Raw genomic sequence first — 24,781 nt, forward strand, 5'->3', positions numbered from 1 at the left:
TACAAGCAGGGGGTCGCAGGTTCGAGCCCTGCTGGTCCCACCATTTGCGGCCTGGTAGTTCAGTTGGTTAGAATGCCAGCCTGTCACGCTGGAGGTCGAGGGTTCGAACCCCTTCCAGGTCGCCAAAATAAAATATAAGAAATGCTGGTGTGGCTCAACGGTAGAGCAGCTGACTTGTAATCAGCAGGTTGTAGGTTCGATTCCTATCACCAGCTCCATGTAAAATTAATACGGAGGATTTCCCGAGCGGCCAAAGGGGGCAGACTGTAAATCTGTTGTCATCGACTTCGGTGGTTCGAATCCACCATCCTCCACCAAAAAAATGCGCGGATGTGGCGGAATTGGCAGACGCACTAGACTTAGGATCTAGCGCCATTGGCGTGGGGGTTCGACTCCCTTCATCCGCACCATTTTTATTTAATTTAATAAACGAGCGGGAATAGTTCAGTGGTAGAGCGCAACCTTGCCAAGGTTGAAGTCGCGAGTTCGAATCTCGTTTCCCGCTCCAAATTTATGTTTATAGTGCAATGTGGGTGCATAGCTCAGCTGGATAGAGCAACGCCCTTCTAAGGCGTGTGTCCGGGGTTCGAATCCCTGTGCGCTCACCACATATATATTGGGGATTAGCCAAGTCGGTAAGGCACATGACTTTGACTCATGTATGCGTAGGTTCGAGTCCTGCATCCCCAGCCAAATAAAAACATGGTCTATTAGCTCAGTCGGTAGAGCACCTGACTTTTAATCAGGGTGTCCCGCGTTCGAGTCGCGGATAGATCACCAATGGAGAGGTGTCCGAGTGGTTTAAGGAGCTGGTCTTGAAAACCAGTGACTTCGAAAGGGGCCGTGGGTTCGAATCCCACCCTCTCCGCCAAATGCCCAGATAGCTCAGTCGGTAGAGCAGGGGACTGAAAATCCCCGTGTCGGTGGTTCGATTCCGCCTCTGGGCACCAGAATATGGCGGTATAGCTTAGTTGGCTAGAGCGTTCGGTTCATACCCGAAAGGTCATAGGTTCGACTCCTATTACCGCTACTAAAATTTAATGTGGGCCATTAGCTCAGTTGGTTAGAGCGCCCGGCTCATAACCGGTAGGTCTGGGGTTCGAGTCCCTGATGGCCCACCACATTAAATTAAAGATTTATGGTGGGTATAGCTCAGTTGGTTAGAGCGCCAGATTGTGGCTCTGGAGGTCGTGAGTTCGACTCTCATTATCCACCCCAACTAATATGGTCTATTAGCTCAGTCGGTAGAGCACCTGACTTTTAATCAGGGTGTCCCGCGTTCGAGTCGCGGATAGATCACCAAAAAGGTGGCGACATAGCCAAGTGGTAAGGCAGTGGACTGCAACTCCTTGATCCCCAGTTCGAATCTGGGTGTCGCCTCCAATAAAATGCGCTCATAGCTCAACTGGATAGAGTGTCTGACTACGAATCAGAAGGTTAGGGGTTCGAGTCCCTTTGGGCGCACCATATAAACATCGAGGGATTATAGCTCAGCTGGGAGAGCACCTGCCTTACAAGCAGGGGGTCACAGGTTCGAGCCCTGTTAATCCCACCAGTGCAAACCTCTAGTAATTTTACTAGAGGTTTTATTTTTGATTAAAAAAGATTTATATTTAGGAGGTAAAAAATTTGTATATAATTATAGGAAATGAAATAGTTGATAGTGAAGAACTTAAAATAATCATAGATAAAAATAGTAAATTCAAAGTTGAAAAGGATTTAAGTAAAAGTACAAAAAGAGAGGATGTAATAGCTTATCAATTAAGTATAAATTTGGATTACTTAGATACTATTATAAGTGAACAAGATGAGTATATGACTTTATCTGATGAGGAAAAGTTTGATGAGTATATGACTTTATCTGATGAACTTGCACTAGATTTAGAAGAACTTATGCCAAAGTACACAATAATAAATGCTAGAGCATATAAATTAGATGAGGTAGAAGGAGTAGTAAAAATAATACTAGTTATAGCATATGCAGATTTAGGTCATCTAAAACTTTCTGATGTAATAAAACGTTTGTTAAGACAGATAGATTAAGATATGAACTATATTGAGAAAAGTATGTGAAATATTACGTAAAGATGAAAATAATTATGTAAACAGAGAAAAAAATAGTATAAAATAATATCAATTGTAGAAATTTTCACACAAGTTTGTCTGAAATTCCATAAAAAATCCCTTAATTTTAGTGAGGTAAATTGAGTTTAGACAGTCTAAAAGTTATATATATTTATAAATTTATCTTATTAATTAAGGAACTTGCTTAAACATCTTCAAAAATAAAGTATTTTAGTCTATAATCTTTAATATTACACAAACAATAAAGGAGAAGAATAGAGTATGCTTAAAAAGTTTAATAAAATACTAGTAGCTAATAGAGGCGAAATAGCTATAAGAATATTTAGAGCCTGTTCAGAATTGGGGATAAAAAGTGTTGGTATATATAGTAAAGAAGATAAATATGGATTATTTAGAACAAAAGCAGATGAATCGTATTTAATAGGGGAAGGCAAAGGTCCAATAGATGCATACCTAGATATGGATGGAATAATAGACTTAGCAAAGAGAAAAAAAGTTGACGCTATACATCCAGGATATGGTTTTCTAGCAGAAAATGCAGAATTTGCTCGCAAATGTGAAGAAAATGGAATTACTTTTATAGGCCCATCATCTAAAGTAATGAATATGATGGGGGATAAGATAAACTCTAAAAAAATTGCAAAAGAAGTTAATGTTCAAACTATACCAGGAGTGGAAAAAGCAATAAGAAGTACTGAAGAAGCAAAAGAAGTTGCAAACAAAATAGGTTATCCTGTTATGATAAAAGCATCTAATGGTGGTGGCGGTAGAGGTATGAGAATCGTACATCATGAAAAAGATTTAGAGCTTGAATATGAAACTGCTTGTAGTGAATCAAGAAAAGCTTTTGGTGAAGATATTATATTCATAGAAAAATATATAGCTGATCCAAAGCATATAGAAGTTCAAATATTAGGGGATAACTATGGAAATATAGTTCATTTATACGAAAGAGATTGTTCTGTTCAAAGAAGACATCAAAAGATAATAGAATATGCACCAGCATTTTCATTAGATGAAAAAGTAAGAAAAGAAATATGTGATGATGCAGTCAAGTTATCAAAATATGTAGGATATTCTAATGCAGGGACACTAGAATTCTTAGTAGATGCAAATGGTGGTCATTATTTTATAGAAATGAATACAAGAGTACAAGTTGAGCATACTGTAACAGAAATGGTTACAGGAATAGATATAGTTCAAAGTCAAATATTAATAGCTCAAGGATACAGTTTAGATAGTGAAGAAATAAATATAAAATCACAAGATGATGTTGAAATAAGAGGATATTCTATCCAATGTAGAATAACTACAGAAGACCCTAAAAATAGATTTATGCCAGACACAGGTAAAATTCAAGTTTATAGAACTGGTTCAGGATTTGGTATAAGACTAGATGGTGGAAATGGATTTACAGGAGCAAACATAAGTCCTCACTATGATAGTTTATTGGTTAAGACAATATCTTGGGATAGAACATTCCAAGGTGCAATAAATAAAACTATAAGATCTATAAAAGAGCTTAGAGTTAGAGGTGTTAAGACTAACGTAGGATTTTTAGTTAATGTTTTAAATAATCCTATATTCTCAAATGGTAAATGTAGTACTAAATTTATAGATGAAAATCCAGATTTATTTGAAATAACAGAAAGTAAAGATAGAGGAACAAAATTACTTCAATTTATAGGTGATGTAATTGTAAATGATAACGCTTGTCAAGAAAAACCATTATTTGATGCGTTACATGAACCAAGAATGAATAAAGATGGTTCAAAGGCAGAAGGAAGTAAGATACTTTTTGATAAGTTAGGTAAATCTGCATATATAGAAAAAATAAAAAATGATAAAAAACTATTATTAACAGATACAACAATGAGAGATGCACATCAATCATTATTGGCAACAAGATTAAGAACATATGACTTACTAAAAGCTGCTAAACCAACAGAAAAATATCAAAAAGATTTATTCTCACTTGAAATGTGGGGTGGAGCTACTTATGATGTTGCATATAGATTCTTAAAAGAGTCACCTTGGCGTAGATTACAAAAACTAAGAGAAGAAATACCAAGTATAATGTTCCAAATGTTGCTTAGAGCATCAAATGGAGTTGGATATAAAAACTATCCAGATAATGTAATAGAAGAATTTACAAAAGAGTCTGCTAAACAAGGAATAGATGTATTTAGAATATTCGACTCATTAAACTGGGTTGAAAATATGAAACCATCCATTAATACAGCTCTAGAAACTGGAAAAATAGTTGAAGCAACTATGTGTTATACAGGTGATATATTAGATAAGACTAAAACTAAATATGACTTAGAATATTATATTAAGATGGCAAAAGAGTTAGAAAGTTTAGGAGCAGATATAATAGCAATAAAAGATATGTCAGGACTTCTTAAACCATACTCTGCTTACACATTAGTCAAAGAACTAAAGAAAAATGTAAAAGCACCAATACATTTACACACTCATGATACAAGTGGAAATGGTGTGGCAACTTGTTTGATGGCATCAGAAGCTGGTGTAGATATAATTGACGCTGCATTAGAATCTATGGCAGGGCTTACAAGTCAACCATCGCTTAATGCAATAGTAGAAGCTCTTAAAAATACAGAAAGAGATACAGGTATAGATTTATTTGGATATGATGAGTTAGGAAAATACTATAAGGATTTAAGAAAAGTTTATAACAAATTTGAAAGTGACTTAACTAACTCTTGTGCAGAAATATATAATTTTGAAATACCAGGAGGTCAATATACAAACTTAAAACCTCAAGCTGATAGTTTAGGATTAGTTAATAGATTTGATGAAGTTAAAGAAAAATATAAAGAAGCTAATGAAGTTGTAGGAGATATAATAAAAGTAACACCATCTTCAAAAGTTGTAGGAGATTTAGCTATCTTTATGACTAAAAATAAATTAGATAAAGATAATATAATAGAAGAAGGTAAGAACTTATCATTCCCAGATTCTGTTGTAGACTACTGTAAAGGTATGATTGGTCAACCAGAAGGTGGTGTACCAAAAGATTTACAAGAAATAGTTTTAAAAGGTGAAGAAGCTATTACAGTAAGACCAGGTTCACTATTACCAGCAGAAGATTTTGATGAGATAGCAAAATATCTAAATGAAAAATATGATATAAATGCAAATATAAGAAATGTTATAAGTTATGCTTTATATCCAAAAGTTTATGAAGACTATATTAAACATTTACAACATTATAATGATATATCTAAACTTGAAAGTGATGTATTCTTCTATGGATTAAATAAAAATGAAGAATGTGAAGTAGAAATAGAAGAAGGTAAAGTATTAACGATAAGATTAGTTGAAGTTGGCGAAGTTAAAGAAGATGGATTTAGAACTATAGGTTTTGAATTAAATGGAATGGTTAGAGAAGTGGAAATAAAAGATAGAAACTTCTCTGGAAAAGTTACTAATGTTGAGAAAGCTGATATGAATGATCCACTTCAAATCGGAGCAAGTATACCAGGAAAAGTTATAAAGATAATGGTTAAAGAAGAAGATGAAGTAAAAGCAAATCAACCATTAATAGTTATAGAAGCAATGAAAATGGAAACTATAATAGTTGCTAAGACTGATGGAGTAATTAAATCAATTAAAGTAAAAGAAGATGATATGGTTGAAGATAAACAATTATTAATGATAATGAAATAATTGAATTAAAATAACTTATAAAACACTCTAAAATATTTTTATTAAATATTTAGAGTGTTTTTATTTATTTAAATTAAATATTTGTTAAAAAAAAGAGGAAAATTATATCCCTATGTAGAAATAAAGCTAGTAAGGAAAATGTTATCTAAAAATTCTAAAAATAATAAACATTTTCTAGACTATTTCTTAGGAAATAACAGCTAAGAGAAAATACATAAATTTAAAAGGTGGGTGCTTATATGAAAGTTTATGATAGTAATATGTTGAGAAATGTAGCGGTATTAGGACATAGCGGATGTGGTAAAACAAATCTAATCGAAACTATAGCTTACACAGCAAACACTAATAAGATACCTAAATTAACTGACAAGGTAAATATGACTTATAGTATGGGATTAATACCTATAGAATATAATGACTATAAGTTTAACTTATTGGATACACCAGGATATTTTGACTTTAGCGGAGACGTTGTATCATCTCTTAGAGCAAGTGATGCAGCAATAATAGTAATAGATGCAACAGCACCTATTCAAGTTGGTACAGAGAAATCATTAGAACTAACTGAGAGTATTCCTAAGATAATGTTTATAAATAAAATAGATAATGAAAAAGCAAGATATAAAGATGCAATAGCAATGTTAAGAGAAAAATACAATAATAAGATAGTTCCAATGATAAGTCCTATATACAAAGATAAAAACTTTGTCAAGTTACATAATGTATTTGAAAATATAGATGATTTAGAAGGTGAATTTAAAGAACAAGCTATGAGTGTAAAAGAAGCTTTAATGGAACTTATAGCAGAAACAGATGACCAAATATTAGATAAGTATTTTAATGGAGAAGAGTTAACTACAGAAGAAATCCAAAAAGGTATTGTTATAGGTATACAAAGAGGAGATATTATACCTGTAATATGTGGTTCAACTATAAATAACATAGGGACAAAAGAAATATTAGATACAATATCAAATTATATAGAACCTATATTTACAGAAGAGAGTAAGCCATTTAAAGGATTAGTATTTAAAACTATGGTCGACCCATTCGTAGGAAAAATGTCATATATAAAAATTACTCAAGGTACAATTTCTAAAGATAAAGAAATTTTTAATATAAACAAAAACATAAAAGAAAAAATAGCTAACATATATACATTGAGAAATAGTGAGTTAGTTGAAATAGAAAAAGCTAAGGCTGGTGATGTGGTAGTTGTAACTAAAGTTAATTCTCTAAAAACAGGAGATACTATATCTGTAGATAAAGATGCAGAAGCTTTAGATAAGATAGATTTCCCAAAACCACAAATATATTATGCTGTCAATCCTAAAAATAAGGGTGATGAAGAAAAGGTAGCTGCTGTATTAAACAAACTTGTAGAGGAAGACCCTACATTACATTGGTATAGAAATACAGAGACAAAGCAAGCTCTTTTAGGAGGACAAGGGGAACTTCACATAAAAACAATTAAAAATAAAATGAAAGATAAGTTTGGGGTAGATGTTGAATTAAATGACCTTAAAGTTCCTTATAGAGAAACTATAAAGGAAACAGCTGATGTACAAGGGAAACATAAGAAACAATCAGGTGGCCATGGTCAATATGGAGATGTAAAGATAAGATTTGAAAGATGTGAATCTGATTTTGAATTTGCAGAAGAAATATTTGGTGGTTCTGTACCAAAACAATATATACCAGCAGTAGAAAAAGGTTTAAAAGATTCTATGCAAAAAGGGGTATTGGCTGGTTTCCCTGTTACAAATATAAAGGCTACTCTTTATGATGGTTCATATCATGATGTAGATTCTTCTGAAATGGCTTTTAAGATGGCAGCAAGTGCAGCGTTTAAAAAAGGTATGGAGGAAGCTCATCCAATATTATTAGAGCCTATTATGAAACTTAAGATAACTGTTCCAGAAGAATATATGGGAGATGTTATGGGAGATATAAACAAGAGGAGAGGTAAAATATTTGGTATGGAGCCAGATAATAAAGGAAAACAAATAATATTTGCAGAGGCTCCACAAGCAGAGACATTTAAATATGCAATAGATTTAAGAGCAATGACACAAGGTAGAGGATACTTTGAAATGGAATTAGAAAGATATGGAGAAGTTCCATCACAATTTGCAGAAAAAATAATTGGATTAGTTACTGCAAAATAATAAAGAAGATATAATATTAAATAATTAATATCCATCTATTATATAATATTATATAAAAATAATTTTGTAATTAAAGCTAGGTATATGCTTATTTTAAATAAGTGTATATCTAGTTTTTATGTGTTTTTATAAAAAACAAGAAAAAATCAAATTAAAGTAATAAAAAATGTGAAGAATAAAAGATACTTTCTTAAACTGTTTTAATAAAAGAAAGTATCTTTTTATATTATTATTTTTAGAAATGTTTAATAATAATGATATGAAGGTATATTTACAAATACAAGGTATAGATACATTAAAAATCAATTAATAACCAAGAATTTTAAAACTTAATTGTTGTAAATGTAAGAAGTAGAAGCTCATATTTAACAAAAGATGGACACTTACATTTAAATTATTATGAAAAAAATAAATTTACACAATTTAGGGCTTTAAAAATTTAAATAATAGGTGTAAAATAGTAGTCAAAGAAAGTCAAAAATTAAAAGGTGTGTGGTGATATAAATGGCAACTATGACAGATATAATTGAAAAATTTATTAAAGATTTGATGGAAGAAGATAATAGTATACAGATTCAAAGAAATGAACTAGCAAACTTGTTTAGTTGTGCACCATCACAAATAAATTATGTTTTAACGACAAGGTTTACCATAGATAAAGGTTATTATATAGAAAGTAAAAAAGGTGGCGGAGGATATGTTCAGATAGAAAAAATACGAAGAAGTAAAGATGGACATATTAGAGAAATATTGAATGAAAGAATAGGAAGCCAAATATCCTATAAGAAGGCAAAAGAGTTGGTAGAAAGTTTGAGAGAATCAGACTTAATTAGTGAAAGAGAATTAAAACTAATATTATATGCAATAGATGATAAGTCATTATGTATGCCAGTATATGAATTAAAAGAGAAGGTAAGGTCTAATGTTTTAAAGAATATAATAATAGGAGTATTTAGTATAGAGGAGTGATAATTTATGCTATGTCAAAAATGTAATAAGAATAAAGCATCTGTATATTACAATAAAATAGTCAATGGAGAAAAGACTGAAATGTATTTGTGTAGTGAATGTGCTAAAGAGAATACAGAGATGAATTTTAATTTAGATATGCCTTTTTCAATGATGGATATATTTTCCAACTTAGGATTTCAACCTAAAAAAGAGCTTGAAGAAAAGTTAGTTTGCCAAAAATGTAATATGACATATAGTGAATTTAAGAATAATGGAAGATTTGGATGCAGTGAATGTTACAATGCATTTAGCAGTCAAGTAAATCCAATGCTTCAAAATATACATGGCCATATAGAACATATAGGTAAGGCTCCTAAAAAATCATTTTATAAAATAAGTGTAGAAAATGAGATTAGAGAATTAAAAGAAGATTTAGATAGAGCTATAAAAAATGAAGAGTATGAATTAGCTGCTCAATTTAGAGATAAGATTAAGTATTTAAAAGGCTCTATTGACTAAGATTGGAGTGATATTATGAAAGAGAATATAGTCATGAAATCAAGAGTTAGGCTAGCTAGGAACTTGAACAATTATCCTTTTCCAAATAGATTAGATAAAGAGTGTGCTATGGAAATAATAGAAAAGGTAAAAGATGCATTTATGAATTCTAGTTTAGAACATAAAGAAGAGTTTGATTTCTATAAGATTGAAGATTTAGACCAATCTAAAAAGATGCTTATGGTTGAAGAGCATATGATAAGTCCAGACTTAGCAGAAAATGATAAAAGTGCTGTTATAGTAAAAAAAGATAAAACTGTAAGTATAATGATAAATGAAGAAGACCATATAAGAATACAAACTATATGTGATGATTTAAATTTAGAAAATGCTTATAACATAGCAAATGAGATAGATGATTTATTAGAATCAAATTTAGAATATGCATTTAGTACAAAGTTGGGTTATCTAACATCTTGCCCAACTAACACAGGAACTGGAATGAGAGCTTCTGTGATGATGCACTTGCCTGCATTAAGTCAATTAGGATATATGGATGAACTTTATAAGATTTCATCACAAATAGGTATAGCAATAAGAGGTATATATGGAGAGCGAACAGAAGCATTGGGAAATATATACCAAATATCTAATCAGCTTACACTTGGAAGAACAGAGTCTAATATTATAGAGAATGTAAGTGGACTTACAAAGGATGCAATTTCAAAAGAAGTGAAAGCCAGAGAAATATTACAAAAAAAATTGGGTATAAAATTAGAAGATAAAATATTTAGGTCAATAGGAACACTTGAAAATTCAAGGGTAATGAGTAGTTCAGAGGCAATGAGCCATCTATCAAATATAAAAATGGGAATAGAAATGAACTATATAAAAAAATTAGATTTAAAAGCTATAGAACAACTTATGATAGGTATACAACCAGCACATCAGTCAATAATGTATAAGAGTGATGATGTTGAGAATAGAGATATAAATAGAGCAACATACATTAGAGAAACTTTGGAAAAATTAAGAGGAGGGATAAATTATGAACTTCAATAGATTTACACAAAGAGCTAAAAAAGCAATTGATTTAGCGTTTGAGTCTGCTAAAAACTTAGGACATAATATTGTTGGAAGCGAGCATATACTTTTAGGTCTTTTAAAAGAAGAAGAAGGAATAGCTGCCAAAGTTCTAAGTAAGGTTGGATTTACAGAGGTTTATTTAGAAGGCAAAATAATTGATATGGAAGGTAAGGGTGAAGGAATCCCAGAGGATATAGTATTAAGCCCAAGAAGTAAACAAATATTGGAACTATCAGGAATGTTTGCAAATAAATTAAAAACAAATTATATAGGAACTGAGCATATATTATTAGCTATTATTCAAGAAGGTGAAGGAATAGCCAATAAAGTTTTGAACTATGCAGGTGTAAATGACAGAACTCTAGCCCAATTAACAATTGATATGATGGGTATAAGTGATAATAATCAATATAAATCAGAAAATAGTTACACGGGCAACCAAAATCAAACAGAATCTAAGATTCTCGATAAATATGGAAGAAATCTTACACTATATGCAAAACAAAATAAAATAGACCCTGTTATAGGAAGAGAAAAAGAAATACAAAGAGTTATACAAATATTAAGTAGAAGAACTAAAAACAATCCTGTGCTAATAGGAGACCCAGGAGTAGGTAAAACAGCTATAGCTGAAGGTCTAGCAACAAATATAGCATTAGGTAATGTTCCAGAAACACTAAAAAGTAAAACGCTGTATTCTTTAGAGATGGGTTCTTTATTAGCTGGTGCTAAGTACAGAGGAGAATTTGAAGAAAGAATTAAAGAAGTTGTAGATGAAGTTGTTAAAAACGGAAATATAATTTTATTTATAGACGAGATGCATACCATAATAGGAGCTGGGTCTACAGGAGAAGGCTCTATAGATGCGTCAAATATATTAAAACCTGCGTTAGCTAGAGGCGAAATACAAGTTATAGGTGCAACAACAATAGATGAGTATAGAAAGCATGTTGAAAAAGACTCTGCACTAGAAAGAAGATTCCAACCAGTTATGGTGGATGAACCAAGTAAAGAAGATTCAATAAAAATATTAGAAGGATTGAGAGATAAATATGAAGCTCATCACAAAGTCAAAATAACTGATGATGCTATAAAAACAGCTGTAGAATTATCAACTAGATATATATCAGATAGATATCTACCAGATAAAGCGATAGATTTGATTGATGAAGCAGCATCAAAAGTTAGGCTAAAGGAAAATACTCCTCCAGCCGAAATAAAAAAATTAGAATTAGAAATAGAAAATATAGATAAAGAAAAAGAAGAGGCAGTAAGATGCCAAGATTTCGAGAAAGCAGCAAAAATAAGAGATGAGCAAGGCATACTTAAAAAACAATTAGAAGATGTTAGAGAAAGATGGAATAAATCATCTAAACATTCTGATTTAGTTGATGGAGAAGTCATTGCTGAAGTAGTAGGTTTATGGACAGGAATACCTGTTAATAAAATTCTTGAGGAAGAAGCTGATAGACTTTTAAAACTTGAAGAAATCTTACACAATAGAGTTATAGGCCAAGAACAAGCAGTAAAATCTATTTCCAAGGCAATAAGAAGGTCAAGAGCGGGTCTTAAGGATCCTAATAGACCAATTGGTTCATTTTTATTTTTAGGGCCTACAGGAGTAGGAAAAACAGAATTATCTAAGGCATTAGCAGAAGTGCAATTTGGAGATGAAAATCAAATAATAAGAATTGATATGTCTGAATATATGGAAAAACATGCTGTATCAAGAATGATAGGTTCACCTCCTGGTTATATAGGTCATGATGAAGGAGGTCAATTAACTGAAAAAGTAAGAAGAAACCCATATTCAGTTATTTTATTTGATGAGATAGAAAAAGCTCATCCAGATGTGTTTAATATTCTATTACAAATTCTAGATGATGGTAGATTAACAGATTCAAAAGGAAGAACTGTTGACTTTAAGAATACTATTGTTATAATGACATCAAATGTTGGTGCATCTACAATTGGTAGACAAAAAACTTTAGGGTTTAGTATAGCTAAAGGAGACGAAGAAGAAAAGTCTCAATATGAAAAAATGAAAGAAAACATAATGGGTGAATTAAAGCAAAGATTTAGACCAGAGTTTTTAAATAGAATAGATGATATAATAGTTTTCCATTCATTAAATGCAGAACACATATCTAAAATAGTAATTTTAATGGTAGACAAATTACAAGAAAGACTAAAAGATATGGATATAAAACTAGAAATGAGTGATGAAGCTATAAATTTAATTTCTAAATCTGGGTTTGATTTGGAATATGGAGCAAGACCTCTTAAAAGAGCCTTACAAAAAGAACTAGAAGATGAGTTATCTGAAGCGATTTTAAAAGGTGATGTAAAAAAAGGAAGTAATATAATAGCAAAAGTTAAAGATGAAAAAATAGTTTTTGAAACTAAATAATTCAATAGAGTTGCATTTTAAAATCTTATAGATATAAGTTTTATAGTTTAAAGAAAATTTTAAGGGCAATGAATCTATAATAATTCATTGTCCTTAATTATTTTATTTAATCTTTACCTATTCTCTTTCACATATGCTAAAATTATAGTATAGAATAATAAATTAAGGATGATTAAAATATGGCAAAAATAAAAACTAAATATGTATGTCAATCCTGTGGATATGAAACAGCTAAGTGGCTTGGAAAATGTCCAGAGTGTACAAAATGGAATACATTTGTAGAAGAAGTAGATCAAAAAAGCACAAAAAAAGAGGTCTTTATAATAGATAAATCTTCATCTAAACCAGTTAGTATAACTTCAATAGAGAGCAAAGAAGAAGAAAGGTTTACAACAGATATAAAAGAATTAGATAGAGTACTTGGGGGAGGTATAGTTAAAGGTTCTCTAGTACTTGTTGGTGGAGACCCTGGTATAGGTAAATCCACACTTTTAATTCAAGTTTCTAGTAATGTAGCTAAGTTAGGAAAGACTGTTTTATATATAACTGGAGAAGAATCAGAATCACAGATAAAAATGAGAGCAAAAAGATTAGGTATTAATTCAGAAAATTTATATATATTTGCCGAAAATAATTTAAGTATAATTGAATCTTATTTAGAAAGTGTAAATCCAGAATTAATAATTCTAGACTCAATTCAAACTGTCTTTAGTCCAGAAATATCTTCAGCACCAGGAACTGTCAGTCAAATTAAAGAAGGTACTTCAAAATTCATGAAGATTTCTAAAAAAATGGGAATTTCAACATTCATAGTTGGTCATGTAACCAAAGAAGGTTCACTAGCAGGGCCAAAATTATTAGAGCATATGGTTGATACTGTTTTATATTTTGAAGGTGAAAGATATAATACATATAGATTAGTAAGGGCTGTTAAAAATAGATTTGGTTCAACAAATGAACTTGGGGTATTTGAAATGAGGGACTTGGGATTAGTAGAGCTTGATAACCCGTCTAAGATTTTGATATCTGAAAAACCAAAAGATGTAGCAGGCTCAGTTATAATATCTACTGTAGAAGGTACAAGACCAATGTTACTTGAATTACAAGCATTAGTTTCGCCGACAAGTTTTGGTATAGCAAGAAGAACATCTACAGGAGTAGATTATAATAGAGTTGGTATGTTATTAGCAGTCTTAGAAAAACGTGTTGGTCTGCAAATACAAAATCAAGATGTATATATAAATATAGTTGGAGGTATAAAGATAAATGAACCTTCGATTGACTTAGGAATAGCTATTTCTGTAGCATCTAGTTTTAGAAATATACCTATAGATGAAGATATAGCTGTTACAGGAGAGGTAGGGCTTACAGGAGAAGTTAGATCAGTAAGTTTTATAGAAAAAAGAATTGCTGAGTGCAAAAAACTTGGATTTAAAAAGATAGTAGTTCCTAGAAGTAATTATGAGGTTGTAAAAGATACTAAGGGTATAGAAATATGGCCAGTAGATAACTTAAGACAAGCTATAAATATAGTACTTGGGAGGAATCAATAAATATGGAGAATTTTTTGGATAATAAAAATATGCTGTATGCATTAAAAATGATATCTCCTGGAACCCCTCTTAGATTAGGTCTAAACAATGTACTAAGAGCTAAGACTGGTGGTTTAATTGTAATTGCGACAAATGAAGATGTAATGAAAATAGTAGATGGAGGATTTGCTATAAATGCAGAGTATTCACCATCATATCTATATGAATTAGCCAAAATGGATGGAGCGATAGTTTTAAGTGGTGATGTAAAGAAAATATTATTTGCTAATGCACAACTTATACCAGATTACTTTATAGAAACGTCAGAGACTGGAACTAGACATAGGACGGCAGAAAGAGTAGCAAAACAAACTGGTGCTATAGTCATAGGAATTTCACAAAGAAGAAATGTTATAACAGTTTATAGAGGAAATGAGAAGTATGTGGTCGAAGATATATCTAAGATATTTACTAAGGCAAATCAAGCAATACAAACTTTAGAAAAATATAAAACAGTATTAGACCAAGCTATAACTAATTTAAATGCTCTAGAGTTTAATGATTTGGTAACTATTTATGATGTAGCGCTAGTCATGCAGAAAATGGAAATGGTAATGAGAGTTACAAGTATAATTGAAAAATATGTAATAGAATTGGGGGATGAAGGAACTTTAGTAAGCATGCAATTAGAGGAATTAATGGGTACAACTAGAATAGATCAGAAATTAATATTCAAAGATTATAACAAAGAAAATACTGAAATAAAAGAACTTATGAAAAAAGTTAAAAATTTAAATTCAGAAGAACTAATAGAATTATTTAATATGGCAAAACTATTAGGGTATAGTGGATTTTCAGAAAGTATGGATATGCCTATAAAAACAAGAGGCTATAGAATTCTTAGCAAAATACATAGACTACCAACAGCAATAATAGAAAACTTAGTAAATTATTTTGAAAACTTCCAAGAAATATTAGATGCATCTATTGAAGAGTTAGATGAAGTTGAAGGAATAGGCGAAATAAGAGCAACATATATAAAAAATGGACTTATAAAAATGAAACAATTAGTATTATTAGATAGACACATATAATGAATTTTAAGTGAATTTTACTACTTTTTTCTTGAATATAATATACACTTTGGTCTATAATAGATAAGTATAACTAGGGGGTGAAGCATTGATAAGGAAAGTAACAAGGATATTGTTTATTTTACTTGGATTTACGATAGGTATAACGACCTATTTAACATTGATGAGAGATTTTGAAATATTAACATTTGGAAAAGAAACGTATGGTTATATAGCAGCTGTAGTAGCAGGTATAGTAATAGCTATTTTAGGATATCTTATAGAGCCGTGGGTTGTAAATAGAACAAAAGAAATTGCTAAAGTTGTGGATAAAGAGTTATCAAAATATCCTCAAACGGATATATTATTAGGGTCTATGGGTCTTATAGTAGGATTCGTAATTGCATATTTATTGAGTGGATTAGTAAACAGAATACCAATAGTAGGTGGAATACTATCTTTACTATTATATTTATTCCTAGGATATCTTGGAATGAAAGTTGCGCTTAAAAGTAAAAATGATTTATTTAATATTGGAAAATTAGGAAGATTAGCAAATCCTATTAAAGATAAGGATAAAGACAAAGATAATAAAAAAGAAGTAAAGGCGATACCTCCAAAAGTATTAGATACAAGTGTAATAATTGATGGAAGGATAGCTGATATTTGCAAAACAGGATTTGTAGAAGGAAAACTTATTATCCCTGCTTTTGTTTTGGAAGAACTAAGACATATTGCAGATTCTTCAGATGATTTAAAAAGAGTAAGAGGTAGAAGAGGTCTGGATATATTAAATATAATTCAGAAAGAATTAAATATAGAGGTTGAAATAAGTGAAAGGGACTTTGATGATATAGCAGAAGTTGATAGTAAATTATTAAAGCTTGCCCAAGTATTAAATGGAAAAGTTGTTACTAATGATTATAACTTAAATAAAGTTGCTCAATTTCAAGGTGTTGAAGTATTAAATATAAATGAGTTGGCTAATGCTATAAAACCAGTTGCAATACCAGGTGAAGATATGGTTGTTCAAGTGGTTAAAGAAGGAAAAGAAGCTCAACAGGGTGTTGCATATCTAGATGATGGAACTATGATAGTTGTTGATGGAGGAAGAAAACATATGAATGAGACTATAAAAGTTTTAGTAACTTCTGTTCTTCAAACTCCTGCTGGTAGAATGATATTTGCAAAACCTAAAAATTGATATATTCAAATAAACCTAAAATTTGGGCTGTTTATTGTAAATAGATGGTCCAAATTTATTTATTTATAACGATAATGTTTAATGTATTCTTAAGTGTGAGGATTTAAATCAGAAAGCAGGGAGAATTTATGAGAAAAAAGATTATATCTTTCTTAGCAACATTTATCATAATATTAATATCGATGAGTCAGTATAGCTTTGCAGATGATATACCAACGCATGGAAAAGTAATATTTATAGATATGAATAGAACTAGTATGAACAATATGTTAAGAATAAAATCATTGAGAGAAGAGCTAGAAAATAGAGGGTATATTGGCTTGATGAACATAAGAGGCGATAAAGGTAGTGATGATAGAAGGTCATATGCCAGTATGGGTGCTGGTGGAAGAGCCAATGTAGCTAATGAAGAAGATATTAATTTTGAAAGCTCAAGCAAAGATAGAAATATAGTTTTTGAATCAGTTACAGGTAAGAAAGCAAAAGGTATAAATGATTTGACTATAAATATGTCAATAAATGAGAATCTAAACTTTGGAGAATATGGCTCTACATTGGGTTCATTAGGTCAAAGTTTATCTGAAAATGAACTGAAAACGTCCATATTAGGAAATGCAGATATAGTTGAAGGTGGTCAACTTGTAAAAAATAGAAATTTATGCCTAACAGCTATGGATGAGTATGGTAGAATTCCTTATGGAAATGTAGATAATATCAATAAAAAAGATTTATCTATGCCTTATGGAATATCAACTGATTATACTAAGCTTGTTGCTGAAACTAAAGAAGCTTATAAAAACAGTGATGTAGTTTTTGTAGAACTTGGAGATACATATAGATTAGATTTATATAAACCAAACTTGAATGAAAATACATATAAAAACATGAAAGACAAGATAGAAAAAAATATAGATGAATATTTAAAAAATATATTTTCTATGGTTGGAGAAAATGATACTGTTTACATAGCCAGTGCATTTCCAAGTGATTTAGATTATAAAAATAAAAGAAGACTTTCTCCAATAATAAAGTTAAGTGGGAATGGAAAAGGATTGTTGTCATCTTCAACTACTAGAAGAGAAGGTATTGTAACTAATTTAGATGTAGGAGTAGACATACTAGATAGTTTTGATTTAAAAAATCCAAATATGGTTGGAAGAAAGTATGAACTTATCAATAGAGATGATAATAAAGAATATTTAATGGATGAATATCAAAAGATAGTATCTATTTCAAGTATAAGGTCTGTGATATTAAATGGTTTTGTAAATGTAGTTTTTTTGTCGTGGATAGTTGCGATGATTGCAATTTTATTTAGAAAACATATATCAAAAAAACACAAAGAAACAACATACTTTATACTAAAAGAACTTTTAAAAATAGGAATAGTAATGCCTCTGTCATTTATGATAACCCCAATAATGAACTTTAAAACACCAGTAGCAATTTCCTTAGGCATAATTATAATAACACTTACTATATATTTAATAAGTAAAGTTTTAATAAAAAATGACCTAAAAAATATTCTGTTCTTTACAGGATTAACTATATTGATTATGGTTATAGATTCTGCACTTGGTGCATATCTAATGAAAAGTAATGTAATGAGCTATGATTGTATAATTGGAGCTAGATATTATGGTGTAGGAAATGAATATCAAGGTGTGGCAATAGGGAGTGCAATTTTTACATTTGCAATTTTATTGACATATAAAAAGATACCAAAATGGTCTGTAATAGTCTTTTCTTTAGCCATTTTAATTACTAGTGCATCTCCAATTATGGGAGCAAATGTAGGAAGTGCTATTTCTGAATGTGTAGCATTTTTACTATTTATATTATTGATATATGATGTAAAGATAGATTTTAAAAAAGTTATATTGTTAGGCATAGCAGTACTACTTGTTTTAGGAGTTTTTGTAACAATAGATATAGTTTCAGGAAGCAACTCACATTTAGGTATGTTTGTAAAAGACATTTACTTTAATGGTCCAGGAGAAATAATACAAACATTTAGTAGAAAGATAGAAATGAATTTAAAATTAGCTCAAACCAGTGCATGGGTAAATATATTATTAGCTGGAATAGGAGTAATTTTAGTACTTATGCTTACTCAAATTAGATATTTCAAACAATTAATTAATGAATATCCAATTGTATTTAAAGGGTTTATAGCATCCGTAGTAGGATGTTTTGTCACTCTTTTAGTAAATGATTCTGGTATAGTTTCATCAGCTACAGCTTTTATATATGTAATTGTACCTATGATTATATTAAGTATAAATATGACAGCATTAAAAGAATAAATTATAGATATCGCTATATAAAGGTTAAAATATTAATTTAAATTGATTTTTATATAATACAATTAAAGAGAGTGTCTCAAAATAATTTTTTAAGGTTATAGATGAGACACTCTTTTTTATGTAAATACAATATATTATATATTTGTTAATAAAAAATAAAGAAAAAAATACCCCTTGCTATTGACACAGTGTCATGTTGTAACCTCTATTTAGAGAGGTGAATGATGATGAAAATATTAAACTATACAAATCAAAGTATAATTACTAATCCTACAAAATTTGAAAAAGAGTATAAGAACCTTCCTACTACTCCTACTGAACTATTAGAGATTGTTCAGAATTTAATTATTCATAGAGAACATGGAAATCTATATGGTGTATCGTTTAGTAAGCAACAATCAGAAGAAGAATTACTACGTACAGTTTCACAAATGCTAGGGAAGATTATGAAGATAAATTCTCAGTCGATAACTATACCTAGAGAACCAAAGCAACGATTAGTAGGTATGTGTAGAGATTATTCTTTACTCTTTGTTTCTTTTCTTAGGTATCAGGGTTACGAAGCCAGAATGAGAGCTGGGTTTGCCAGCTACTTTCAAAGTGAGATTCCTTACGAGGATCATTGGGTTGTTGAATATTATAATAAAATCCAAAACAGATGGATAAAAATTGATGCTCAGATTGATGAGATTCAAAAGAAACATTTTCAACTTGATTTTGATACTCATGATATTGGTAAAGAAAATGGATTTTTAACAGGAGCAGAAGCTTGGATAAATTGCCGACAAGGTACTGCTCATCAGTATGATTTTGGATACAACAAAAACTGGAAAGGATGGCACTCAGTAAAAGGAAATCTTTTATATGATTTTAATAATCTCATTGGATTAGAGTTACTTCCTTGGGATTTATGGACAGAATTGAGTACAAAAAAATATAGTCAACTAACTATAGAAGAAAAAAATTTATTAGATGAAATCGCCGAAATAATATCTGATAAAGATATGAAGATAAATAACATAAATAAGCTGATTTCTAAATTACCAGAAGAATACATTACATCTATTTTTTCTCAACTTAAACTATTAGGTATTTTAGAATCAAAACAATTTAGCAATCCTAAAGAATTGGAGAAAAAATTTGAACTTATTAAGACTTCGAAAATACCTAGTAAATACATACCTTCTTCTAACAAAGATACAATTTATTTAAAAGGAGGGAGACAAAATAATTTAAAGGATATAGAAGTGAGTATTCCCAAAAATAAGTTTACAGTAATTACGGGAGTAAGTGGCAGTGGAAAATCATCCTTAGCTTTTGATACAATTTATGAAGAAGGAAAAAGACGTTATTTTGAGAATCTAAGCAATGCTGCAAAGTTACAAGAACAAATTCAAAAGCCTGAGTTTGATTTGCTTCAAGGGTTAACACCTACAATTTCTATTGAACAGAAAAAAGGAAGTAAAAATCCACGTTCTACAGTAGGAACTCTTACTGGTATTTGGGATTATTTACGAATGCTATTTGTTTCAATTGGGAGAAGCTATTGCCCATACTGTAAAGTACCCTTAAAGAAAAAGAATAAAACAAAAAATTATTGTCCACATTGTGAAACTCTTTTTTCGAAAATAAATACTTCAACATTCAATGCTAATTCCCATACAGGAGCATGCCATACGTGTAACGGTTTAGGTATTATTTATGAAGTTAACCCTCAATTAATCGTAAAAAATCCTAATATTTCCATATTAGATGGAGCTACTTATTATTGGGGAAAATTAAGAGGTAAAAAGCTAACAGGAAACTGGATGGTAGGCGAATTATTTGCAATTGCAGAACATCAAAATATTGACTTATCTACACCTTGGAACTTACTTCCTAAGGAATTTATTGATGCTATTTTATATGGTACTGGAAATAAAATATATGAATTTAGCTATGAATCAAAAGGTAGATTAGCAAAAATCAAAAGACCTGCTTCTGGAGCAATTAATCATATTCAGCGACTTTTTAGAGAATCTAGTGCAAATAATAATGCTTCACAACAATACATGGAGGAAGTACCATGTCATACATGTAATAGTGAACTACTTAGCACAGAAGCAAGGTTTACTACCATTCAAGGTTATAGGTTTCCTGAATTAACTAAACTGACAATAGAACAATTATGGGATTGGTTATCTGAATTACCAAACTACCTTCAACAAAATGAAATAAAGGTTGTACAAGATATACTAATGGAACTAGAAATTCGAGTTAATTATTTACTAAAAGTTGGGCTACACTATTTGACTACTGACAGAACGGCACCAACATTATCAGGCGGAGAATTACAACGTGTCCGTTTATCTAGCCAATTAGGTAGTGAATTAATTGGATTAACTTATATTTTAGATGAACCTTCTATTGGATTACATCCTAGAGATCACCATTTAATGATTAAGATGATGAAAGAACTCAGAGATAAGGGTAACACTGTTATTGTCGTAGAACATGACAAGGATACCATGCTACAGGCAGATTATATTATTGATGTAGGGCCTGGTGCAGGTATAAATGGGGGAAAAATAATTGCGAAAGGAACCGTTCAACAAATTATAGAAAATCCAAACTCTATTACTGGGAAGTATCTTCAAATAACAGAGAAAAAAGGAACACTAACTAAACAAGTACCTAAAAAATGGTTAAGCTTAAAAGGATGTAATGCCCATAATTTAAAAAATATTGATGTAGAAATTCCATTGAACTGTATGTGTTGTATTACAGGTGTGAGTGGTTCTGGAAAAAGCTCGCTTATTTTTCATAGCTTAATACCAGCTTTAGAAGAACAAATAAATCAGAAAATTAATCGTAACAAAAAATATGATGAACTAACTGGAACAGAGCATATTGATGGTTTCATAACGATGGACCAAACACCTATAGGAAAATCAAATCGATCTACTCCAGCTACTTATATCAATATTTTTGATGATATTCGCTATATATTTGCTCAAACACCAGAGGCCAAGATGAGATTATTTGATGATAGTTGTTTTAGCTTTAATAGCAAAAACGGTCAATGTCCTAATTGTCAAGGATTAGGAAAAACAAAAATTACTCTACAATATATGGCTGATAGTTGGGCAACTTGTTCTGAATGTGGCGGGAAACGATATAAAAAGGAAATTTTATCAATTTTATACAAAGAAAAATCTATTGTAGATATTCTTTCCATGGAAGTACGAGAAGCAAAAGAGTTTTTTAATGACAATTCTGAATTATTTAGAAAATTATCTATATTAGAAGAGGTTGGGCTAGGTTATTTAAAATTAGGACAAAGTACTTTAGGTTTGAGTGGTGGAGAATCTCAAAGAATGAAGTTAGCGAAAGAATTGGGAGCAAAAACGAAAAAGCGAATGCTATATATCCTAGATGAACCTACTACAGGTCTTCATTTTCAAGATATTGAAAATTTACTAATTACATTTAAAAAATTAGTAGAAGAACAACACTCTTTGTTAGTTATTGAACATAATACTGAAATTATGAATGCATCTGATTGGATAATTGATGTAGGTCCTAATAGTGGTGCTCAAGGGGGAGAAATCATTGCTTTTGGAACACCTAATGATATAAAAAATAACCATGATAGCATAACTGGAAGATTCTTATAGGAGGAGAAATACATGAGAAAAGAAAAAAGTTGGCAAATGAAATTGACTGCTTACATGCTTAGTCAAACAATCTCAATGTTAGGCTCGTCTATTGTATCTTTAGCAATGATGTGGCATGTCACTCTTCAAACAAACTCAGGAATTAGTATTGCAGGAATTACAATAACTACATTTCTCCCACAAGCACTCATTATGTTAGCGGGAGGAGTAATTGCAGACCGCTTTTCCATGAAAAAGATTATCATTTTGTCTGATATTTTTATTGCAGGAGCTACACTCTGCTTAGCAATTTTATACTTTTTAGGTTATCAGTCTATTTTATGGATTTACATTTTTAATACTTTCAGATCTTTGGGGACTGGAATTCAATTACCTGCCTCAAAAAGTATCCTTCCTCTATTTATTCCAGAAGATGAATTATTGCGAGCAAATAGCTATTCAACAACTATTTGGAGTGTAATACAACTTATCTCCCCTGGTTTAGGAGGATTGGCACTAACCATGTTGCCATTGGGAGAAGTTTTTCTTATTGATGTTGTGACTGCACTTATTGGTGTTAGCTTATTGTCAACCATTTCAATACAGGAAACAGAGCAAAAGGTAGCAGAAAATAGTATCAGAGAAATGAAAAAAGGATTTCAATATCTGTCTCGCTCAAAAACATTGAAAAGTATATTAATACTATACACAGTTTTTCAATTTCTAGTAGTTCCTGCTTCTCAACTAACTCCTCTTCTAGCTTCAAATAATTTGGGAGAAAAAGTGTGGATATTAAGTGTAATCGAAATTTCTTTTTCAGTAGGGGCACTGGTATCAAGTCTAGTAATGGGTTATAAAAAGATTAAAATTTCCCATTTTAAGCTAATTGGTTGTTCTGCCTTTCTATTTGGCTTGATGATGATTTTAGTAGTAATTAGTAAACAAGTGCACCTATTTCTGGTGAGTATGTTTGTTATGGGTATAGGAAGCCCTCTCTATTATACTCCACTCATTACAATTATCCAGAAAGAAACACAATTAGAATATATGGGACGTGTTTTCTCCTATGTAGACTTATTGGGAACTTTGGCTACACCATGTGGGATGTTTATATTTGGACCATTAAGTTCTATAAATTTGAGCAGTGCCTTTATCATACCTGGATTATTTCTGGCATTTTTAGGTGGAAGCATACTAATAAAAAAGGAAACAATTCTATCCAACAAATCAGATAGAATCGATTAAAACTAGAGGAATTTGAATTTCGGTTAAGTATTCTTGTGGATTATCTGTATGTCTATAATCAACAATGGTAATTTGGCGTGAGTAATTACCGATTGAATATTCATTATGTTCAATTAACCATTGCACAAATGATGAATAAGCAACCTCAAGATTAGAATAAGGTCCATAAACCATCATTGAAGCCATAACGTCAACAGATTCCAACATTCTAAAACAAATACTACCAGAAGAAGTTCCAAGTTTCTTTACAATGAAAGCAACTTCAATGTCAACTCTATCATCTGCGTGTTCAATATCATGATAAATAGCTATATTGTTGTATCTAGTTTGGTCAATAGTAATATTATTCTGTATGACAAATTCAGTTAGCTCTTTCCAAAGGAGTTCTTCTTCGAAAGGGCTGTTCATCTTTCTTCTTAATGAAATGATAGGAATTGCTTCTACTCTTTTTAAAGATATATTGTAATGTTTTTCAATTTCATTTTTTTGAATATGCTCAATTGCTTCTTTTAGTTTGTTGGCACGAAGTTTTTCTTCTTCTATGTATTCATAGGTTGCATTTAATTTCTTTGACATTTTATCTAAAAGATACTGCTGATTCCAATGGTCAACTATATCTTTTATTTCTACGATACTAAAATTTAAGTCCCTTAACATTATAATTTTTTGAAGCAAAGGGACTTGATTAGTTGAATATAATCGGTGACCTGTAGAGGAGTCAATGTATTCGGGTTTTAAAATTCCTTTCTTATCATAATACCTCAACATTCGTACTGAAACTTTTGTTAATTTTGAAAAATCACCTATTTTCATTTGTTTCACCTCCATAAATTTAGTATATAAGATTAATTTTGATACTTCAAGATTTAATATAAATAAGAAATAAAAAATAATT

General features: G+C 30.6%; 14 protein-coding genes and 17 tRNA genes. 30 read left to right on the plus strand and 1 reads right to left on the minus strand.

Going from position 1 to position 24,781, the window contains the following annotated elements; translation table 11 throughout:
• Positions 1–48 precede the first annotated feature (48 nt).
• The 30 genes from KGF48_RS15590 to KGF48_RS15735 all read left to right on the plus strand — a co-directional run bounded on the left by KGF48_RS15590 (position 49) and on the right by KGF48_RS15735 (position 23,886).
• Positions 49–125: transfer RNA gene (locus KGF48_RS15590), tRNA-Asp, on the plus strand.
• 18 nt (positions 126–143) lie between these two features.
• Positions 144–218: transfer RNA gene (locus tag KGF48_RS15595), tRNA-Thr, on the plus strand.
• A 14-nt stretch (positions 219–232) separates the two neighbouring features.
• Positions 233–317: transfer RNA gene (locus KGF48_RS15600), tRNA-Tyr, on the plus strand.
• Positions 318–326: 9 nt separating this feature from the next.
• Positions 327–410 (plus strand) — tRNA-Leu (locus tag KGF48_RS15605).
• A gap of 23 nt (positions 411–433) precedes the next feature.
• Positions 434–508: transfer RNA gene (locus KGF48_RS15610), tRNA-Gly, on the plus strand.
• A 23-nt stretch (positions 509–531) separates the two neighbouring features.
• Positions 532–608 (plus strand) — tRNA-Arg (locus tag KGF48_RS15615).
• 9 nt (positions 609–617) lie between these two features.
• Positions 618–693 (plus strand) — tRNA-Gln (locus KGF48_RS15620).
• Positions 694–704: 11 nt separating this feature from the next.
• Positions 705–780 (plus strand) — tRNA-Lys (locus KGF48_RS15625).
• A gap of 2 nt (positions 781–782) precedes the next feature.
• A tRNA-Ser gene (locus KGF48_RS15630) sits at positions 783–871 on the plus strand.
• Positions 872–874: 3 nt separating this feature from the next.
• A tRNA-Phe gene (locus KGF48_RS15635) sits at positions 875–950 on the plus strand.
• Between the two features lie 6 nt (positions 951–956).
• Positions 957–1,030: transfer RNA gene (locus KGF48_RS15640), tRNA-Met, on the plus strand.
• 14 nt (positions 1,031–1,044) lie between these two features.
• A tRNA-Ile gene (locus tag KGF48_RS15645) sits at positions 1,045–1,121 on the plus strand.
• Between the two features lie 20 nt (positions 1,122–1,141).
• Positions 1,142–1,218, plus strand: a tRNA-His gene (locus tag KGF48_RS15650).
• Between the two features lie 8 nt (positions 1,219–1,226).
• Positions 1,227–1,302, plus strand: a tRNA-Lys gene (locus KGF48_RS15655).
• 7 nt (positions 1,303–1,309) lie between these two features.
• A tRNA-Cys gene (locus KGF48_RS15660) sits at positions 1,310–1,383 on the plus strand.
• A gap of 7 nt (positions 1,384–1,390) precedes the next feature.
• Positions 1,391–1,467: transfer RNA gene (locus KGF48_RS15665), tRNA-Arg, on the plus strand.
• 12 nt (positions 1,468–1,479) lie between these two features.
• A tRNA-Val gene (locus tag KGF48_RS15670) sits at positions 1,480–1,555 on the plus strand.
• 74 nt (positions 1,556–1,629) lie between these two features.
• Positions 1,630–2,043, plus strand: coding sequence for a hypothetical protein (locus KGF48_RS15675; protein ID WP_227830198.1), 414 nt, complete (start codon positions 1,630–1,632; stop codon positions 2,041–2,043).
• Between the two features lie 303 nt (positions 2,044–2,346).
• The gene (locus tag KGF48_RS15680) at positions 2,347–5,778 is read left to right on the plus strand and encodes a pyruvate carboxylase (RefSeq protein WP_227839835.1); all 3,432 of its coding nucleotides are present in this window, start codon (positions 2,347–2,349) and stop codon (positions 5,776–5,778) included.
• 239 nt (positions 5,779–6,017) lie between these two features.
• Positions 6,018–7,946 (plus strand): elongation factor G, encoded by a 1,929-nt coding sequence (locus tag KGF48_RS15685; RefSeq protein WP_227830196.1) that lies wholly within the window; start codon positions 6,018–6,020, stop codon positions 7,944–7,946.
• A gap of 504 nt (positions 7,947–8,450) precedes the next feature.
• Complete coding sequence (locus KGF48_RS15690; RefSeq protein ID WP_227437114.1) at positions 8,451–8,915, plus strand: CtsR family transcriptional regulator; 465 nt, start codon at positions 8,451–8,453, stop codon at positions 8,913–8,915.
• Positions 8,916–8,921: 6 nt separating this feature from the next.
• Positions 8,922–9,416 (plus strand): UvrB/UvrC motif-containing protein, encoded by a 495-nt coding sequence (locus tag KGF48_RS15695; RefSeq protein WP_227437113.1) that lies wholly within the window; start codon positions 8,922–8,924, stop codon positions 9,414–9,416.
• A gap of 15 nt (positions 9,417–9,431) precedes the next feature.
• Complete coding sequence (locus KGF48_RS15700; protein WP_227839836.1) at positions 9,432–10,457, plus strand: protein arginine kinase; 1,026 nt, start codon at positions 9,432–9,434, stop codon at positions 10,455–10,457.
• Complete coding sequence (locus KGF48_RS15705) at positions 10,444–12,891, plus strand: ATP-dependent Clp protease ATP-binding subunit (RefSeq protein ID WP_227868227.1); 2,448 nt, start codon at positions 10,444–10,446, stop codon at positions 12,889–12,891. The genes KGF48_RS15700 and KGF48_RS15705 overlap by 14 nt, the downstream gene beginning before the upstream one ends.
• 179 nt (positions 12,892–13,070) lie before the next feature.
• Positions 13,071–14,444, plus strand: a complete 1,374-nt coding sequence (gene radA, locus KGF48_RS15710) for a DNA repair protein RadA (RefSeq protein ID WP_227830191.1) — start codon at positions 13,071–13,073, stop codon at positions 14,442–14,444.
• A 2-nt stretch (positions 14,445–14,446) separates the two neighbouring features.
• Positions 14,447–15,517 carry a DNA integrity scanning diadenylate cyclase DisA gene (gene disA / locus KGF48_RS15715; RefSeq protein ID WP_227437106.1) on the plus strand — a complete coding sequence of 357 codons (1,071 nt, stop codon included), beginning with the start codon at positions 14,447–14,449 and terminating at the stop codon, positions 15,515–15,517.
• Positions 15,518–15,605: 88 nt separating this feature from the next.
• Positions 15,606–16,700, plus strand: a complete 1,095-nt coding sequence (locus KGF48_RS15720; protein ID WP_227830190.1) for a PIN/TRAM domain-containing protein — start codon at positions 15,606–15,608, stop codon at positions 16,698–16,700.
• Between the two features lie 128 nt (positions 16,701–16,828).
• Complete coding sequence (locus KGF48_RS15725; protein WP_227830189.1) at positions 16,829–19,006, plus strand: hypothetical protein; 2,178 nt, start codon at positions 16,829–16,831, stop codon at positions 19,004–19,006.
• A 227-nt stretch (positions 19,007–19,233) separates the two neighbouring features.
• The gene (uvrA, locus tag KGF48_RS15730; protein WP_227839838.1) at positions 19,234–22,662 is read left to right on the plus strand and encodes an excinuclease ABC subunit UvrA; all 3,429 of its coding nucleotides are present in this window, start codon (positions 19,234–19,236) and stop codon (positions 22,660–22,662) included.
• Positions 22,663–22,674: 12 nt separating this feature from the next.
• A complete protein-coding gene (locus KGF48_RS15735; RefSeq protein ID WP_227839839.1) occupies positions 22,675–23,886 on the plus strand; it encodes an MFS transporter in 1,212 nt (403 codons plus the stop codon).
• Here KGF48_RS15735 and KGF48_RS15740 read toward each other — a convergent pair.
• Positions 23,869–24,699 (minus strand): MerR family transcriptional regulator, encoded by an 831-nt coding sequence (locus KGF48_RS15740; RefSeq protein WP_227839840.1) that lies wholly within the window; start codon positions 24,697–24,699, stop codon positions 23,869–23,871. The two genes, KGF48_RS15735 and KGF48_RS15740, sit on opposite strands and share 18 nt — an antisense overlap.
• Positions 24,700–24,781 lie beyond the last annotated feature (82 nt).

Origin of the sequence: Clostridioides sp. ZZV15-6388, assembly GCF_020657755.1 — a bacterium.
Taxonomy (GTDB): Bacteria; Bacillota; Clostridia; order Peptostreptococcales; family Peptostreptococcaceae; genus Clostridioides.

What these genes read in the sequence shown, in the direction of transcription:
- KGF48_RS15680 (WP_227839835.1), top strand. Translation starts at nt 2,347, where the DNA reads ATGCTTAAAAAGTTTAATAAAATACTAGTAGCTAATAGAGGCGAAATA.
- KGF48_RS15685 (WP_227830196.1), top strand. Translation starts at nt 6,018, where the DNA reads ATGAAAGTTTATGATAGTAATATGTTGAGAAATGTAGCGGTATTAGGA.
- KGF48_RS15690 (WP_227437114.1), top strand. Translation starts at nt 8,451, where the DNA reads ATGGCAACTATGACAGATATAATTGAAAAATTTATTAAAGATTTGATG.
- KGF48_RS15695 (WP_227437113.1), top strand. Translation starts at nt 8,922, where the DNA reads ATGCTATGTCAAAAATGTAATAAGAATAAAGCATCTGTATATTACAAT.
- KGF48_RS15700 (WP_227839836.1), top strand. Translation starts at nt 9,432, where the DNA reads ATGAAAGAGAATATAGTCATGAAATCAAGAGTTAGGCTAGCTAGGAAC.
- KGF48_RS15705 (WP_227868227.1), top strand. Translation starts at nt 10,444, where the DNA reads ATGAACTTCAATAGATTTACACAAAGAGCTAAAAAAGCAATTGATTTA.
- radA (WP_227830191.1), top strand. Translation starts at nt 13,071, where the DNA reads ATGGCAAAAATAAAAACTAAATATGTATGTCAATCCTGTGGATATGAA.
- disA (WP_227437106.1), top strand. Translation starts at nt 14,447, where the DNA reads ATGGAGAATTTTTTGGATAATAAAAATATGCTGTATGCATTAAAAATG.
- KGF48_RS15725 (WP_227830189.1), top strand. Translation starts at nt 16,829, where the DNA reads ATGAGAAAAAAGATTATATCTTTCTTAGCAACATTTATCATAATATTA.
- uvrA (WP_227839838.1), top strand. Translation starts at nt 19,234, where the DNA reads ATGAAAATATTAAACTATACAAATCAAAGTATAATTACTAATCCTACA.
- KGF48_RS15735 (WP_227839839.1), top strand. Translation starts at nt 22,675, where the DNA reads ATGAGAAAAGAAAAAAGTTGGCAAATGAAATTGACTGCTTACATGCTT.
- KGF48_RS15740 (WP_227839840.1), bottom strand. Translation starts at nt 24,699, where the DNA reads ATGAAAATAGGTGATTTTTCAAAATTAACAAAAGTTTCAGTACGAATG.